Source organism: Marinobacter sp. SBS5 (genome assembly GCF_048285575.1).
In the GTDB taxonomy this organism is placed as follows: domain Bacteria; phylum Pseudomonadota; class Gammaproteobacteria; order Pseudomonadales; family Oleiphilaceae; genus Marinobacter.
This window is the reverse complement of the sequence record NZ_JBLWAZ010000002.1, coordinates 223,116-238,483: the sequence shown is the minus strand read 5'-3', so window position 1 is coordinate 238,483 and position 15,368 is coordinate 223,116. Positions and strand designations below refer to the sequence as shown.

The window sequence follows — 15,368 nt, the reverse complement described above, 5'->3', positions numbered from 1 at the left end:
GCATTCCATGGATAAGATAATGACACTCTGGACAGGCAGTGGCCTGTTCAACATAGAGTTTGGTCAGGTGGTGATGATCGCCATCGGCCTGCTGCTGCTGTTCCTTGCGATTCGCAAGGGCTTTGAGCCACTGCTGCTGGTACCAATCGGGTTTGGCGGTATCTTGGCGAACATCCCGGAGGCAGGGTTGGCCCTGACTGCGGCGGAAAATGCGATTCACTTTGCACTGAAGAGCGATGCTACCCAGATTCTGGCAGCACTGGCTGTTCCATTGGATGTTGCTTACCAGGCAGGGCAGGCGGTAACGCCTGAACTGAAGGAAGCCTTCAAGGTCGCGGTGAAAGAGGCCAGCTATTCTGAAATGGCAATGGCGAACTCCCTTGCCCAAGACTTCGGTTATGGCAACGGCATGCTGTATAACTTCTACTCCGTTGTTATCGGCAGCACCATTGGGCCGCTGTTGATCTTCATGGGCGTAGGTGCGATGACCGATTTCGGTCCTCTGCTTGCGAACCCGAAGACCATGCTGCTGGGCGCCGCAGCTCAGTTCGGTATCTTTGGTACGGTTATTGGTGCCGCACTGTTGGATTGGACTGGCGTGCTGGAGTTCAACATCCTTGAAGCGGCTGCGATTGGTATCATCGGTGGCGCAGATGGCCCGACCTCTATCTACGTAGCCAGTGTATTGGCTCCGCATCTTCTGGGTGCAATTGCCGTATCCGCATACGCCTACATGGCAATGGTTCCGATGATTCAGCCGCCAATCATGAAAGCACTGACCAACAAGGAAGAGCGGGCTATTAAAATGAGCCAGCTGCGTCCGGTCAGCAAGAAGGAAAAGATTGTTTTCCCTCTGGTCGTTCTGATTGCTGTGGTTCTGTTCCTGCCAGATGCAGCACCGCTGCTGGGTATGTTCTGCTTCGGTAACCTGATGCGTGAGTGTGGTGTAGTAGAGCGCTTGAGCGATACTGCCCAGAACGCGCTGATCAACATCGTAACCATCTTCCTGGGGCTGTCGGTTGGCTCCAAGCTGATGGCAGATAAGTTCCTGGATGGCCAGACGCTGGGTATCCTGGGACTGGGTGTTGTTGCGTTCGGTGTGGGTACTGCGTCAGGTGTTCTGATGGCTAAGCTGATGAACAAGTTCAGCAAAGACCCCATCAACCCGCTGATCGGTTCTGCCGGTGTATCTGCGGTGCCAATGGCAGCGCGGGTATCCAACAAGGTTGGTCTTGAGGCTAACCCGCAGAACTTCCTGCTGATGCACGCAATGGGCCCGAACGTGGCTGGTGTTATCGGCTCGGCGGTTGCAGCGGGTGTGATGATCAAGCTTTTGAGCTGATCTCTGCTTCACGCTGTACCAAGAAAACCCCGCTTCGGCGGGGTTTTCTTTTATCTATTCAGTGAAAATCTCTGGAACTGATCGGTAACGCATTAATCAGGTGGCTCAGGTCCGAGAGTTTCCCCGCCATCACGTGCACGATGTCACCCTCTTTTTCGACAACCCCTTTTACGTGCAGTAGCCGAGCGGTGAGTAGCGGTTTGCGTTGTTGGCGGGCAGTTGCCAGCCAGACAACGACGTTCACGTTGCCGGTTTCGTCTTCCAGAGTGACAAAGGTGACGCCAGCCGCAGAACCCGGGCGCTGGCGGCCAGTAACCAGGCCAGCTACTTGTACGGGGATGCCGGGGCGGGTGGCTTTTAATTGTTCTGCGGTCAGGCAGTGCTGGAGGTGGCCCTGTTCGCGAAGCAGGGCCAGAGGGTGTCTTTGTAGCGTTAGGCCTTGGCTGCGATAGTCGGCTAGTACGTTCTGGCCTTCCGTGGGCTTGGGTAACTGGTTACAGGGCTCCGGCTGGTAATCGGCTTTGGACTCTTGGGCAAAGAGTGCTGAAGGTTCTTCGTATTCCAGTAATTGCCAGTAAGCCTGATGGCGGTCTGAGGTGAATCCGGCCATGGCGTTGGCACATGCCAGTAGCTCCATATCGCGTTGATTGAGGTTGGCGCCGGTGCGCAGTTTGCTGGCGGAACGGTAGCCGTGCTTCGGTCGGTTTTCGTGAATGCGTTGGCCACCCTGGTGGGATAGGCCCTGTACGATTCTCAGGCCCAAACGAAGGTGTTGATTCGGCCCTTCCAGCGTGTGCTCCCAGTGGCTGAAATTTACATCGGGCGGCAGAACGGTTACGTCATGGCGACGGGCGTCTTGCACTAATTGGCTAGGTGAATAGAAGCCCATGGGCTGGCTGTTGAGCAAAGCGCAGTAAAACGCGGCTGGATGATGGCGTTTAATCCACGCCGAAACATACACCAGCAAGGCAAAGCTGGCGGCGTGGGATTCCGGGAATCCGTAGCCGCCAAAACCGCATATCTGCTGATACAGGCGTTCGGCAAACACGGGATCGTGACCACGTTCCAGCATGCCGTTGATCAGCTTGTCCCGGAATGGGGAGAGATCGCCATCGGCTTTCCAGGCGGCCATGGCGCGGCGGAGTTTGTCGGCTTCACCGGCGCTAAAGCCGGCTGCCACCATGGCCAGTTTGATCACTTGTTCCTGAAAAATGGGGACGCCCAGCGTGCGCTCCAGTACCTGACGAATCGCATCGTTGGGAAACTCGACCGGTTCCAGCCCGTGCTTGCGGCGAAGGTAGGGGTGCACCATATCGCCCTGAATCGGGCCCGGGCGGACAATGGCCACTTCGATGACCAGGTCGTAGTAGGTCTCGGGTTTCAGCCGGGGAAGCATGTTGATCTGGGCACGGGACTCTACCTGAAACACGCCAATGCTGTCGCCTTTTTGCAGCATGGCGTAGGTGTCGGGGTCTTCTTGGGGAATGTCCTGAATGGTGAAGGGCTCACCTTTCTCCGTGCTGATCAACGCCAAGGCCTTTCGGATAGCGGTCAGCATGCCTAGTGCGAGAACATCCACCTTCATGAGGCCTAGGCTTTCCAGATCGTCTTTGTCCCACTGGATGACGGTGCGGTCTTGCATGGCGGCATTTTCCACCGGTACAAGTTCTGACAGTGGCCCTGCGCTGATGACAAAACCGCCGACGTGTTGGGACAAGTGTCGAGGAAAATCCAGCAAGGTATTCACCAGCGTAAAAAACTGGTTGGCCACTTGAGGGTTTTGGGTAAGGCCCTTATCCAGAATCTGCTGGCGCCAATTGGTGGACTTGTCGCGCCAATCGATACCGTCCAGCAGTTTTTCCACTAAGGCCGCATCGAACCCCAAAGCCTTGCCAACATCCCGGATGGCACTGCGGGGCCGGTAACGAATTACCGTTGCGGCTAGAGCTGCACGCTCGCGACCGTAGCGTTGATAAATATACTGGATGACTTCTTCGCGCCGCTGGTGCTCGAAATCCACATCAATATCCGGTGGCTCGTCTCGGTCTTTCGAGATAAAACGCTCGAACAGCAGCTCGACCTTGGCAGGATTTACCTCGGTAATGCCTAAACAGTAACAGACCGCCGAGTTAGCGGCAGAGCCTCGCCCCTGACACAAAATGCCCTGGCTTCGGGCATACGCGACTATGTCGTGGATGGTCAGAAAGTAGTGCTCATACTTCATCTCCGAGATCAGGCCCAGCTCTTTACGAATCAATGCTTGAACTTTCAGTGGCGTGCCGTTGGGGTAGCGGCGGCGTTCGCCGTCCTGGGTCAGGCGCTTTAAAAGACCTGCAGGGGTTTCATTGGCTGGCACTAAATCGGGTGGGTATTCATAGCGTAGGCTGCCGGGTTCAAACTGGCAGGCGTTGGCGATCAGGACCGTCTCACGTAACCAGTTTTCTGGAAACAGTTTTTGCAGGACTGAGAGTGGGCGGAGATAGCGTTCACCATTTTGGAACAGACGGTGCCCGGCACTCTCCAAGGTTGTGTGATGGCGCAAGGCGGTGAGCACGTCTTGCAGGGGCTGCCGTTCTCGGCTGTGCATGTGCACTTCGCCGGTGGCGACTACCGGGCAGCGCAAATGATCGGCCAACTCCCGAATTCGCGCTAAATGCTGTTCCTCGCCTACCTCCAGAGTGCGGCTGGCGGCAACCCGCAACCGCTGCTCGAACAACCGTAGCAGCCATTCACCGCAAGCGCTGGCTTGAGAGAGTGTGGCGCTTTCCTGCGAGGGTGGTAGCCACAAGCAGTAACAGTGATCCAATTCGTGGGTTTCAATGTCCCGCGCGAAGAGTTGGTATTGGCCTTTTTCGGCCCGGCGGCGCCCCGTGGTGATCAGTTTGCACAGCTGACCATAGCCTTGACGGTCTTTTGCTAGCAGGATAAAGCGAGGAATCGCCGAGCCGGTTGGCGCATCGTCTAGTTCAAACCAACTGCCGGTAATGAGCTTTACAGGGCTGTCTTTCAGGGCGGCCCAGGCTCTGGGAATGCCGGCTACAGAGCAGGCATCGGTGATTGCGATGGCGCTATAGCCTAACGCCAAAGCCCGCTCGGCTAGCTCATGGGGGTGCGAGGCTCCGGTCAGAAAGGTGAAGTTGCTGAAGCAGAATAGCTCCGCATAGCCCGTAGTCATCAGCCAAACCACCCATGAATGAACCATCCCTCCTGATGGTCACGGAATACCCAAGCCAGCTCACCACTTGGCAACTGCGCGATGTAATAATCCCGATGAACCCGCTGGCCGTCCCACCAACCACTGCTGATGCGTTCCGGGCCGGAGTGCCAGATCGTGGGGGCTTGATCTAGAGGTCTGGGGCCTTTCAATAACCATAAAGGGCGATGGGGTAAGGAAGATGAATTCATTGCTCGGGTTTTTCCGGGTTTGCGCACTTCATTGGTGGACCAAGCACATTCCGGGCGGTGGTCCTCGGAAGGGGTAAGTTGTTTCAACGCCTGATCTCCCAGCCGGGCTTGAAGCCTACTGATCAGCGTGTGCCAGGCCTCGTTCAGATCCTGGGTTTCGCCGAGCAAATCCTGACCCGTTGGTGCCTCTCGGCTGGTAAACCGTTTAACTGTGAACGTGAGCGCGATCACCGGCGCACTCAAAGGGTGTTGGTCAAGCTTCAGACGGATCAGTTTCAAAAACACGTCTGCCCGATGTTCCGGCCCGGTGGTACGGATTCGAAGCCGAGTCGATTCTTGATGCCTGTGTTGCAGCGTAAGCAACAGGGTGTCGGTATCTTGCTGGCGCCAGCAGAGGTCTTCCTCCAGCTCTGCCAGAATCCGCTGTAATGAGAATAAGAGCCCTTGGGTATGCTCGACTTCCTGAATGAAATCCGCCCGATGTCTGAACGTATGAGGTGGCTGCCAAGGTGCTTTGGGGTCTGCTCGAGTACCCTGAATTTTCTGTATCGTGCCCAGCAGTTCTGGCGACAGCCGCCGAGCCAATTCTGGCGCGGGTAGGGCGAATACATCGTTAAGAGTGCTAAGCCCTAGGCGCTGTAGACGGGTGCAGGACTTCTTATCAAAGCCGACGGCCTGCAGCGGTAAGTTGCCAAGCGCTGTCAGGATATGGCCTTTGTCTGCAGTACATTCGCATTTACCTGTGAGGGCTAATAAACGGGCGGCTAGTGGCGTGTGGCCGATGGCTATCCATGCCGTAAGCTGACGCTCGGTTAGCGCTTGTTCTACGGTTTGCCAGATAGCTGGTAAACCGCCATACAGTTTTTGAAGGCTACTGACTTCCGCCCAAAGGCCATCGGGTGGCGCTAGGGTAATGTGTGCGGCGTAGTGGTAGAGCCAGCGCGCTTGATCTTCCAGCAGCCAGTCTTCTTGTTTCGGCTCTGCTTGCATGATGTGCACATTGGGCGCCAAACCGAGGGCGGTTTTCAGGCGCATGCCCACCTCAACGCCCAGCTCCCGAGCGGTTGGGCAGGCTTGTGTAACGGCTTGCCCAGCGCCATCCACAATTACAAGAGCACCTCCGGAATCCTGATTCCGTTGAATGTGGTCCAGTAACAGGTGTGGAAAGTGCAGGTAGAGCCAGAGCATAAAGTTACCGCGAGGCCTCGGCCCACGGGCCCTGAATTACACGGGTGGATTCCTGGCTGGCAAGGTTTGCCCGGTGGCCCATTGCCAGCGAGCAACGCTGACCGGGCCAGCTGCCACGGCGCTTGATGATGTTGATTTTGAGCTCCTGGCGTTCACCCGGAACCAGTTCCAGCCTTAATGCGGCCGGAGAGTTCTGCCCGACATGCCTGCGGCTTCGGAATAGCACGCACACATTACCGCCGGCCTCAGAGGCTAGTTGCAAGCGGCGAACATCTCGACTGGCCAGTGTGCCCGGCCATGCCAGCACCAACCCGGTAACCGGTGAGCGAAGACAGTTTTCGAGCGTCCACAAAAAGTCATTTTGATCTTCCGTGGTAACCATCACTACATGGTCGAGATTAACGCCCTCTCGGGCCAAAGCAGGGGCGTAGGGTGTGTGTGGCGGGTTTAACCAGAAGATGGTTTTGCCCTCGCTGGACACCCGCTGCATGAGCGGCAACACCAGGTGCAGCTCGCCGATACCACAGGTATCCAGCAGGCATTCGCTCAACGCGCCCTTTGGCCATCCCAAACCGCCGAGTTGATTGTCCAGCGACTGATACCCGGTGGGTTCCGTCGGCTGGGTTGTCTTCTTGTGCTGATGGCCCTGCCACACACGGGCATCCTGAAGAAGGTTGCTCAGCAATTCGCTCATGGGAAAGCCTCTCGACACTGTTCATATATACAGTATTCTTAAGAGGGCCGGATTTCAACCGAGTGGTGTGAATTTTTGGTCGGTATATCACCCGTTGATGTCGAGGTGACCATCAAGGAGCAACCTGCACATTGTTGGGGCGTTCGGGGTATCAGGAGAGGGTTTGGAAAAGCGGATTCTAGGATGTGGTGATGGCGCTGCGAGCTTCAATGCGGAGGAAAAGTCTATATAGCCAGCCCAGGCAGGGAGTCGCCTGCTGCATTTCGGATTTGCCTCTATTCCGCAACGGAGCAGGCGCTCCTGAACCGATCTATCAATCAGCTCGACAGTAAGTCTTTATTTTTTCTTCAAAAACGAAATATATTCCCGAACCACTTCATAGACATATTCCTGGTTCGCGGCTGCCCCAAGAATGCTTACTCATAACTCTGAGTGATGTTTTGAATACGGTGCTTTGATTAGTCCTGTTTCGGCAGTTTTAGAAAAATACACGCCAACTTGGTTCCGGTTCATCACCTCTCGGAGTTGGCTATGCGCTTTCAACACATCACATCTATCCTGGCTTCGGCCGTTTTCTTGTTCTCGGCTCCGGTACACTCTGCTGACTCTGTATTGGCGGTGTCTTCCGATAACGATCTTTTCGCACCGACCCAAACCGACCGGGACTACACCGCCGGGCTGGCGGTTACCTACTCGTCAAATTCCCGGGACTTTCTCAATAACCCAGCTGCGCGGGTGAGTCAGAGCCTGGACAGGCTCGTTCTTCCTCATAGTGATGCACAGCTCGGCAAGCCAGAGAGTCAGGCGCTGGAGTTTGGTGCCTATGGCTTTACGCCGGAGGAAATAAAAGCGTCAGCCGTGGAAGAGAATGACCGCCCATACAGCAGCCTTGTGTATGTGTCTTCCAGTCAGAGCTATCAGGCGCCCGCTAGCAACACGGGTTGGACAACCTCGCTCACGGTGGGAATGCTCGGGCTGGATGTGTTCAAGTCTGCCCAGAATTCGATTCATAAAGCGATTGGTAGCGATCGGGCGAACGGCTGGAGGCATCAGATTTCAAACGGCGGTGAGCCCACGTTTCGCTATTCCGCGGCTTACCATCAGTACCTGGATGCCAGCGTGCCGGATAGTCAGCTTAAGGTGACGTATTTTGGTTCAGTGGGTTATTTGACGGAGTTTGGTGCCGCGTTGGTGTTCCGAAATGGTCTGATCTCGTCGCCGGATAATCGATTCAACCCGGAGTTGATGGCTTATGGCGAGCGCGCCCCCGGCGTGGCCGCTCCCGGGGGGCGGGAAAATTACTTCTGGGGCGGCTTATCGGTCAAAGCTCGTGCCTATAACGCCTTTTTGCAAGGGCAGTTCCGGGACTCAGAGCATGAGCTGAGCGCCAGCGATCTCAATGTGCTGCTGGCGGAAGTCTGGGCGGGATACACCCACAGTTTTCTGGGTGACACCGAGCTGAGCTATGTGTTGCGAGTGCAAAGCTCGGAAATCAAGCGCGGTACCGGCGACCGCACACTGGCCTGGGGCGGCTTGGTGTTCAGCAAGCGTTTGTAATGCAGGCAATAAAAGCTGTCAGTGATTGCGGTGAAGGTGTTTTTCCTTCACCGCGCTAAAAAAGGCGTTAGATGAATGTCCACGCTAACACTCTCGTCACTTTGTTCCCCTGTCTCATTTCTATTTCCCGGACATCTACTGCTCCGAGTTTGTGAATCAATTTCTTTGCAGGTTTAACATTGTCGGCTTTTGAAACCAAACTGGTAAACCAGCGGCATTGAGTTGAATACACTTGGCTTTCTTTGATCAGCTTTTTAAGAAACAGCTGTTCCCCGCCTTTGCACCAAAGCTCAGCACCCATGCCGCCAAAATTCAGAGTGGGCGATTGGGTTTTGGCTTTTTGTTCACCGCGGCTACGGGCAAGGTTGTTAAGCTTAAGTTGGCTACCTTTAAGGGCTTCGTCGAGCGAGGCATGAAAGGGTGGGTTGCATACGCTGACATCAAAGAACTCCCCAGCCTGAATGATTCCTTCAAAAATGCGGTTTTTATCTTGTTGTGTACGCAGCGTAATGCGGCCTTTAAGTGCGGGGTTATTGGCGATGATGTCTGCCACGTTCTCCAATGACTGAGTGTTGATGTCACTGCCGACACATTGCCAGCCGTAAATTTGGCAGGCCAGCAGCGGGTAGATTCCATTGGCGCCCGTTCCTATGTCGAGCATCTTGAGATTGGGGTTTTCGGGCCCAAACAAGTCAGCAACGTAATGGATATAGTCGGCTCTGCCAGGGATTGGCGGGCAAAGCGCACCTTCTGGAATATCCCAGTTCACAACGTTGTAGTATCGGTTGAGTAACGCGGCGTTGAGAGTTTTTACGGCCAACGGATCTGCGAAGTCGATGGACAGGTTGCCGTGAGCGTTCGGTTTTACATAAGGCGCAAGTGCCGGGTGGTTTTTTACCAGAGCGGGGAAGTCGTAGCCTTGGTTGTGTAGGTTCCTCGGGTGTAGGTTCTTGCGGACAGGTTTGGCTTGGTTTTTACTTCGACGAACGGTGCTCACAGTAATTGGCCCGGGGCTTGGAGTTTAAACGTAGACTGGGTCTAGCTTCGAGCCCAATTATAATCGCAATGCATGTGCTGGGCATATGAGTCCATTCAGTCCCTAGGCTCACCATCACGGTTTCACTGCATCGTTTGTACCCGTTTAGTCGTTGCTACCTGATGATTGTCAGTCCACGATTCCGGTTTGCCTGCTATAACTTAATAAGGCGATTTCGCCTAGAAACTTCAACTACGAAAACAAGGAGAGGCTGGAAACAGGACGTGCTGTCTTTAAGGCCTAGGTCTGATGTCTCCTGCGCCTGAGCGCTCTCTGCTTAAAAGCGGAGGACACAATGTTTAAGCGTATCGTTGTACCACTGGATGGTTCCTGCTTGGCTGAGTGGGCGCTTCCTCATGCCATTAATCTGGTCAAAGCGCTCGATGTGCCGTTGATTCTGGTCAGAGTCCTGCAAAACGATGGTGATGAATCCGGACAATACCCTTCAGATCCGGTCGCTCAAGATGCGATTCAGGCTGAGTCTACAGCCTACCTCGATTCCATCGCATTACGTCTCAGAAAATTCGATCTGCATGCTGAAACGGTAACGCTGGAGGGTGAAGCCGTTGATCAGATTATTGATTTTGTGCGGTCCGACGGTCGAACACTTCTAGTGATGACCAGCCACGGGGTCGGTGGCATCAGCCATTTTACGCTGGGAAGTGTTGCCCACAAATCAATTCTGCAGGCGCATGTTTCTTTCCTGCTGGTACGTGCCTTCAGCGATCGTTGCGGAATGTTGGAGGAGTTTCGCTACAACCGGGTCGTGGTTCCGCTTGATGGAGGGCAGCGGTCAGAAACCGTTTTGCCGGTGATCGAAATGCTGGCCAGGCATAACGAATGCACATTACGGCTTGTCTCAATCGTTCCATCCCTCGCATTCCAGTATGACGTCGCGCCCGATGATTCGAGGATGGGGATGATCACCTCATTGGAGGAAGAGCATCGAAAGCGGCTGGAAGCGCATCTCAAGCGTATCAGTGCGCGCCTGAAAAACGAGGGTTTACGAGTTGAAACGCAAGTCGAGACCCGTGATTCCCCGATATCCGCTATCTGGCAACTTACCCGAAAAGGTCAGGCGGATCTGGTTGTTATGGCCGCTCACGGCCAGACCTGTGTCAATCACTGGCCTCTCGGAGCCTTGCCACTGAATGCCATGGTATATGGCGAGACGCCACTACTGGTGCTTCAGGACCTTGAGCCGGATGAGATCGAGCTTACGTTCGCCGAAAAGGTGTCACGTGAAATGCGGGGACACTGAACACAATGAAAACTCAAAAAGTCGATATAACGGACAACGCTAGGCCGGAAGAGCGGTTGCATAGTGCCGAATTGATCGCGATCGGTCCGGGTTCTCAATCGGGCCATCAGACGATTCGTGACACGCTCAACCATTTTTTTAATTCGTTGGATGATATTCACGAAAACCTCAAGAAGCTGCGTGCTAACCCCTCTGCCGCAGGGCCTTGGATGGACTGGTACACCGACAACGAGTATCTGGTCCGCCGGGTTTTGAAAATGCTGCGACGGGATCTCACCGCAGATTTCGTTAAGCATCTTCCTGTCCTTACCGCTCGTGATTTTGCGGGTCAGATTAGAGTACAGGAAGTGGCCCGCCTTGCGATGGATCGCTGCGAACAAAGGTTCGACGACACCGTGCTCGAAGCGCTGGTTCTTGAATACAAAAACTCGGCACCATTCAATACGGCTGAACTCTGGGCGCTGCCGCTGTTTGTGCGGTATCAGGTTTTGGTCGGAATATTCAGTGCGGTTCTCTCGCGTATTGAAGAGCTTGCTTCCGCCGACTCTTTAACCGGGATGGTGGACATTGAGAGTCGGGATGTCGTTGCCGATGGTGTCTGGAGTTTACATCGCTTGGAGCGAACGGACTGGAAAGGCTTTTTTGAACGGACCTCACAAGTTGAAGCGCTGCTGCGAGAAGATCCGGCAGGTGCCTATCCAAGAATGGACTTCGAAACCCGAGACAGGTATCGGCGGAAAATTGAGTGGATGGCAAGGCTGAGTCAGCAGAATGAATTGGATATTGCTCAGTGTGTTATCGAGCTTGCTCAACAAGGCAGCAATTCTCAGGCAGGGCATGCATCGCAAGAGGCCCGTGAGCATGTTGGTTATTATCTGATCGGTGATGGCCGGGCAGCACTCGAGCAACAAGTTGGCTACGAGCCCAGCCCCTTGAGACGTGCCGCGCGCTGGTTCGCAGGGCGTGTGACAGGCATCTATTTCTGTGGGCTGGCTTCGTTTGCATTGATTCTTGTCCTGATTCCAACTATCTACGCCACGCTTCTTGGCCCCTGGTGGCTAGGGGCTTTGGTGGTGTTGTTGGTGCTGGTGCCGGGAATGGCCATCGCGTCCGTGCTGGTGAACTGGTTAGTAACGCTGACGACACAGCCACGTGTCCTGCCAAAACTCGACTTCACCAGCGGGATTGAGCCTGATCATCGGGCCGTCGTCTGCATGGCGTTACTGATTTCCAAAGAAGAGGATGTTGATCAGGCTATCCGGCAGATTGAGCGGCATTACCTGGCGAACGTGGACCCCGCTCTTCGGTTTGGTTTGTTGACCGGCCTCTTTGATGCCGATGATGAGAAAACCGATCGGGATGTCGCTCTGACTGATCGTTTGAGGGCGGGCATTGAGCGCCTTAACGCCCGGTATGCGGAGACGGGGGCGCAGCCTTTTTTCTGGAAGCATCGCGGAAGGACATGGAATCCTCAGGATGCTCGCTGGATGGAGTGGGAACGTAAGCGTGGCAAGCTGAAAGAGTTTAATCACTTTTTGCTAACTGGAAGTGAGGGCACATTCATCGATGGTGCGGGGGATAGGGAATGGCTTCGAGGCGCCCATTATGTGATTACCCTTGATGCCGATACGTTTTTGCCGGTAGGTGCCGCCAAACGCCTTGTTGGCACGATTGCTCACCCGCTTAATCAGCCGGTGTGGGATGCGCAAACCGGCGAAATAAAGGCCGGATACAGCATTCTGCAGCCAAGAATTGAAATTAACCCGCTGACGTCAACACTGAACATCTTTACGCGAATCTTTTCAGGCGACCGAGGACTGGACCTCTATAGCCTAGCGGTCTCAGACGCTTATCAGGATCTGTTTGGCGAGGGCATTTTCACAGGCAAGGGGCTCTATCACGTGGCTGCGTTTGAGAAGACATAGCGCTTGCGGCGAATCAGCAGGCTTGGGATGGCGAATGGTTTCGACGAGCCTACTACGATAATGGTCAGCCTCTGGGCAGTAGCGGTCAGATCGCCTGTGAGATTGACTCCATTGCCCAGTCCTGGGCTGTTTTGTCAGGTTTGGCCGATGGGAACCGTGCCGATCAGGCGATGGATTCGGTCTGGCGCAAACTGGTAAAGCCGGAGTCCGGCATGGTTTTGTTATTTACACCACCGTTCAGGGGAAGAGGCCCGAATCAGGCGGATCCCGGATATATCGCGGCTTACCCGCCGGGGGTTCGCGAGAACGGCGGCCAGTACACTCATGCCGCCTGTTGGGCTGGGCTGGCGTTTACAAAGCTTGGCGATGCCGAGAAGGCCGCAACGGTGCTCGATTGCCTGAACCCGGTGAGACACGGTGATAATCGTGAGGCGATTGAGCGATATAAAGTGGAACCCTATGTGGTGGCTGCAGACATCTACGGCGAGGAACCACACACCGGGCGCGGGGGGTGGACCTGGTATACCGGCTCCGGTGGTTGGCTTTACCGGTTTATGCTTGAAGGCATTCTTGGCTTTGAACGTGATGGAAACCAGCTTTCAATGACGCCCTGCATGCCGCCGGAATGGCCGGGCTTCAAGCTAAGTTATCGGTACGGTGATACGGTCTATCATATTGAAGTTGAGAGAAAAGTGCCGTCTGAGGTACCTGAGGGCATGATGACGGCACCCTGCGTGATTATGCTTGAAGATGATGGTGGAGAGCATGCGATTAACATCGCGTTCATTGAGGGGTAGGTTATGAATCCAAGTATCATCCGTCACGGTTTCGTTCTTCCCCTCAAAGTGGCGCGAATGATGAAATTATCGCGATTCATACCGTACCTATGGCTTATAGGGGTGTTGCTTTGCTCCAACGCCTACGGCGAGCCCGCTGATCATGTGATTCACGGAAATGCAGGCTCTAGGCTCCTCGCCGAGAGCTTTGGTGAGTTCAATGAACCCTGGGCCATGGCCTTTCTTCCGAATGGACTCCTCCTCGTCACAGAAAAGCCTGGTGCTTTGTATTTGGTTCACCCGGAAGATCGCTCCAAGCTTTCCGTTCAAGGCGTGCCCGAGGTGGCATATGGCGGGCAGGGTGGTTTAGGGGACGTGATTCTTCATCCGAACTATAACGACAACCGCTGGATTTATCTGTCATACGCGGAGCAGGGTTCCTGGAGGAAAAAAGGGGCTGTTGTTGCTCGGGCCCGGTTGGACCTCGAGGCTGGTCCGCCAACACTTGAAAACCTCGAAGTCATTTGGCGGCAAACACCTAAAGTTTCTGGTGGAGGACATTACTCTCACCGGCTGGCATTTGGCCCGAGTGGGCATTTGTTTATCACCTCGGGTGACCGCCAAAAACTCACACCGGCTCAAAGCTGGGATCAAAATTTGGGCAAGGTTATCCGATTAAACCCGGACGGGTCCGTACCCGCTGACAATCCGTTTCAGGCGAGGGGAGAACTAGCAAAAACCTTCTGGTCGCTCGGGCATCGCAATCTGCTTGGCATAGCTTTCGACAAAGAGGGGCAGTTGTGGACTCATGAAATGGGCCCCAGACACGGCGACGAGTTTAACCTGACCCTGGCTGGCGAGAATTACGGTTGGCCCCTTGTCTCCTGGGGGGATCATTACTCCGGCTTTCCCATTCCCGATCACGATACGCGACCTGAATTTAAGGCTCCGGAGATATACTGGGTACCGACGGTTGCCCCCTCCGGCCTGGCGATATATTACGGATCGATGTTTCCCGACTGGCAGGGCCAGGCCTTTATCGGCGGACTCCGATCACAGTCACTGTTACGAATCAGAATCGATGGTCGCCAAGCCGCAGAAGCAGAGCGCTTTGCTATGGGTGAACGTATCCGAGAGGTTGAGCTCGGGCCTGAAGGTGCATTATGGGTTCTGGAGGATGGAAACGGTGGTCGCCTGCTTCGTCTTACTTGCGGATGTTAGAATATCTGCAACCATCGGCAAACACTGGAGAAAAGTGATATGAACACAGCGCACGAACCCTATCCAATTGGTACGCCCGGCACTCCCTGGGGCGATAAGGAACGTGCCGAGTGGTTATCACTGCAGACCCGTCAGCGCAGCTACGAGACCGAGGTTTTGAGTGTGATCGAGCGCCTACGCTCGCGCTTTGATGTGGAGCAGTATGGTTGTCTGGACTATGGCACCGAAAGCTATCCGCTGATGGCGATCCGCAGTCGCGACTGGCGTGATGATCTGCCGGTTGTGCTGATCACGGGCGGGGTACATGGGTATGAGACCAGCGGCGTGCACGGTGCGCTGCAATTCGTTGAGCAGTATGCGGCGGAGTACGCTGGGCGCGTCAACCTATTGGTTGCACCTTGTGTCAGCCCATGGGCATACGAGCGTATCCATCGTTGGAACGCGAATGCGATCGATCCGAACCGCTCGTTCCACGAAAACAGTCCCGCTGGGGAATCGGCGGCACTTATGCAACTGGTGGAGCCGATCCGCGATGATGTTCTGCTGCATATGGATCTGCACGAGACCACCGATACCGACGAAACCGAGTTTCGCCCCGCGTTGGCTGCCCGAGACGGTAAGCCGTTCGAGCCGGGTGACATCCCCGACGGCTTTTACTTGGTGGATGACAGTGAGTATCCCCAGCCTGAATTTCAGCAGGCAATCATAGAAGCGGCAGAGCAGGTCACTCATATTGCTCCAGCGGATGATAAAGGAGAGATCTTCGGCTCACCTGTGGCTTCCCGAGGTGTTATCCAGTATCCGCTCAAGCAGCTGGGTCTGTGCGCCAGCGTCACTAACGCACCTTACAGAACCACAACCGAGGTTTATCCCGACAGCCCACGCGCGACGCCCGAGCAATGTAATGCCGCGCAGGTTGCGGCGGTGTGTGCGGGGATTGGCTATGCGCTCGCGAACCAGTAA

General features: G+C 55.0%; 11 protein-coding genes. 7 read left to right on the top strand and 4 right to left on the bottom strand.

Going from position 1 to position 15,368, the window contains the following annotated elements; translation table 11 throughout:
• Nucleotides 1–7 precede the first annotated feature (7 nt).
• On the top strand, nucleotides 8–1,342 hold the full coding sequence (locus ACNQ6O_RS06675) for a sodium ion-translocating decarboxylase subunit beta (protein ID WP_319921913.1): 1,335 nt from the start codon (nucleotides 8–10) through the stop codon (nucleotides 1,340–1,342).
• Between the two features lie 58 nt (nucleotides 1,343–1,400).
• Here ACNQ6O_RS06675 and ACNQ6O_RS06670 read toward each other — a convergent pair whose 3' ends face one another.
• Genes ACNQ6O_RS06670 through imuA form a run of 3 tightly spaced genes read right to left on the bottom strand, consistent with a single transcriptional unit; the run spans nucleotide 1,401 to nucleotide 6,629 of the window.
• Nucleotides 1,401–4,517, bottom strand: a complete 3,117-nt coding sequence (locus tag ACNQ6O_RS06670) for an error-prone DNA polymerase (RefSeq protein WP_418052462.1) — start codon at nucleotides 4,515–4,517, stop codon at nucleotides 1,401–1,403.
• Nucleotides 4,517–5,935 carry a Y-family DNA polymerase gene (locus tag ACNQ6O_RS06665; protein WP_418052461.1) on the bottom strand — a complete coding sequence of 473 codons (1,419 nt, stop codon included), beginning with the start codon at nucleotides 5,933–5,935 and terminating at the stop codon, nucleotides 4,517–4,519. The genes ACNQ6O_RS06670 and ACNQ6O_RS06665 overlap by 1 nt, the downstream gene beginning before the upstream one ends.
• 4 nt (nucleotides 5,936–5,939) lie before the next feature.
• Complete coding sequence (imuA, locus tag ACNQ6O_RS06660; RefSeq protein WP_418052460.1) at nucleotides 5,940–6,629, bottom strand: translesion DNA synthesis-associated protein ImuA; 690 nt, start codon at nucleotides 6,627–6,629, stop codon at nucleotides 5,940–5,942.
• A gap of 531 nt (nucleotides 6,630–7,160) precedes the next feature.
• On the opposite strand from imuA, the gene ACNQ6O_RS06655 reads away from it, so the two are divergent.
• Nucleotides 7,161–8,186, top strand: coding sequence for a lipid A-modifier LpxR family protein (locus ACNQ6O_RS06655; RefSeq protein ID WP_418052459.1), 1,026 nt, complete (start codon nucleotides 7,161–7,163; stop codon nucleotides 8,184–8,186).
• A 67-nt stretch (nucleotides 8,187–8,253) separates the two neighbouring features.
• Here ACNQ6O_RS06655 and rlmF read toward each other — a convergent pair whose 3' ends face one another.
• Entirely contained in the window at nucleotides 8,254–9,183 is a 930-nt protein-coding gene (rlmF, locus tag ACNQ6O_RS06650; RefSeq protein WP_418052458.1) for a 23S rRNA (adenine(1618)-N(6))-methyltransferase RlmF, read from the bottom strand.
• Nucleotides 9,184–9,517: 334 nt separating this feature from the next.
• Here rlmF and ACNQ6O_RS06645 point away from each other — a divergent pair, with 334 nt between their 5' ends.
• Genes ACNQ6O_RS06645 through ACNQ6O_RS06625 form a run of 5 tightly spaced genes read left to right on the top strand, consistent with a single transcriptional unit; the run spans nucleotide 9,518 to nucleotide 15,368 of the window.
• A complete protein-coding gene (locus tag ACNQ6O_RS06645; RefSeq protein ID WP_418052457.1) occupies nucleotides 9,518–10,483 on the top strand; it encodes a universal stress protein in 966 nt (321 codons plus the stop codon).
• Between the two features lie 5 nt (nucleotides 10,484–10,488).
• Nucleotides 10,489–12,408, top strand: coding sequence for a hypothetical protein (locus ACNQ6O_RS06640; RefSeq protein ID WP_418052456.1), 1,920 nt, complete (start codon nucleotides 10,489–10,491; stop codon nucleotides 12,406–12,408).
• A complete protein-coding gene (locus tag ACNQ6O_RS06635; RefSeq protein WP_418052542.1) occupies nucleotides 12,405–13,205 on the top strand; it encodes a GH36-type glycosyl hydrolase domain-containing protein in 801 nt (266 codons plus the stop codon). Before ACNQ6O_RS06640 ends, ACNQ6O_RS06635 begins: the two co-directional genes overlap by 4 nt.
• Before the next feature lie 3 nt (nucleotides 13,206–13,208).
• Nucleotides 13,209–14,405, top strand: a complete 1,197-nt coding sequence (locus tag ACNQ6O_RS06630) for a PQQ-dependent sugar dehydrogenase (RefSeq protein WP_418052455.1) — start codon at nucleotides 13,209–13,211, stop codon at nucleotides 14,403–14,405.
• A gap of 39 nt (nucleotides 14,406–14,444) precedes the next feature.
• Nucleotides 14,445–15,368 (top strand): M14 family metallocarboxypeptidase, encoded by a 924-nt coding sequence (locus ACNQ6O_RS06625; protein ID WP_418052454.1) that lies wholly within the window; start codon nucleotides 14,445–14,447, stop codon nucleotides 15,366–15,368.

Bases quoted from the DNA above. Each gene is read 5' to 3' on its own strand.
- ACNQ6O_RS06655 (WP_418052459.1), top strand. From the start codon at position 7,161: ATGCGCTTTCAACACATCACATCTATCCTGGCTTCGGCCGTTTTCTTG.
- ACNQ6O_RS06630 (WP_418052455.1), top strand. From the start codon at position 13,209: ATGAATCCAAGTATCATCCGTCACGGTTTCGTTCTTCCCCTCAAAGTG.
- imuA (WP_418052460.1), bottom strand. From the start codon at position 6,629: ATGAGCGAATTGCTGAGCAACCTTCTTCAGGATGCCCGTGTGTGGCAG.
- ACNQ6O_RS06625 (WP_418052454.1), top strand. From the start codon at position 14,445: ATGAACACAGCGCACGAACCCTATCCAATTGGTACGCCCGGCACTCCC.
- ACNQ6O_RS06645 (WP_418052457.1), top strand. From the start codon at position 9,518: ATGTTTAAGCGTATCGTTGTACCACTGGATGGTTCCTGCTTGGCTGAG.
- ACNQ6O_RS06670 (WP_418052462.1), bottom strand. From the start codon at position 4,517: ATGACTACGGGCTATGCGGAGCTATTCTGCTTCAGCAACTTCACCTTT.
- ACNQ6O_RS06675 (WP_319921913.1), top strand. From the start codon at position 8: ATGGATAAGATAATGACACTCTGGACAGGCAGTGGCCTGTTCAACATA.
- ACNQ6O_RS06665 (WP_418052461.1), bottom strand. From the start codon at position 5,935: ATGCTCTGGCTCTACCTGCACTTTCCACACCTGTTACTGGACCACATT.
- ACNQ6O_RS06640 (WP_418052456.1), top strand. From the start codon at position 10,489: ATGAAAACTCAAAAAGTCGATATAACGGACAACGCTAGGCCGGAAGAG.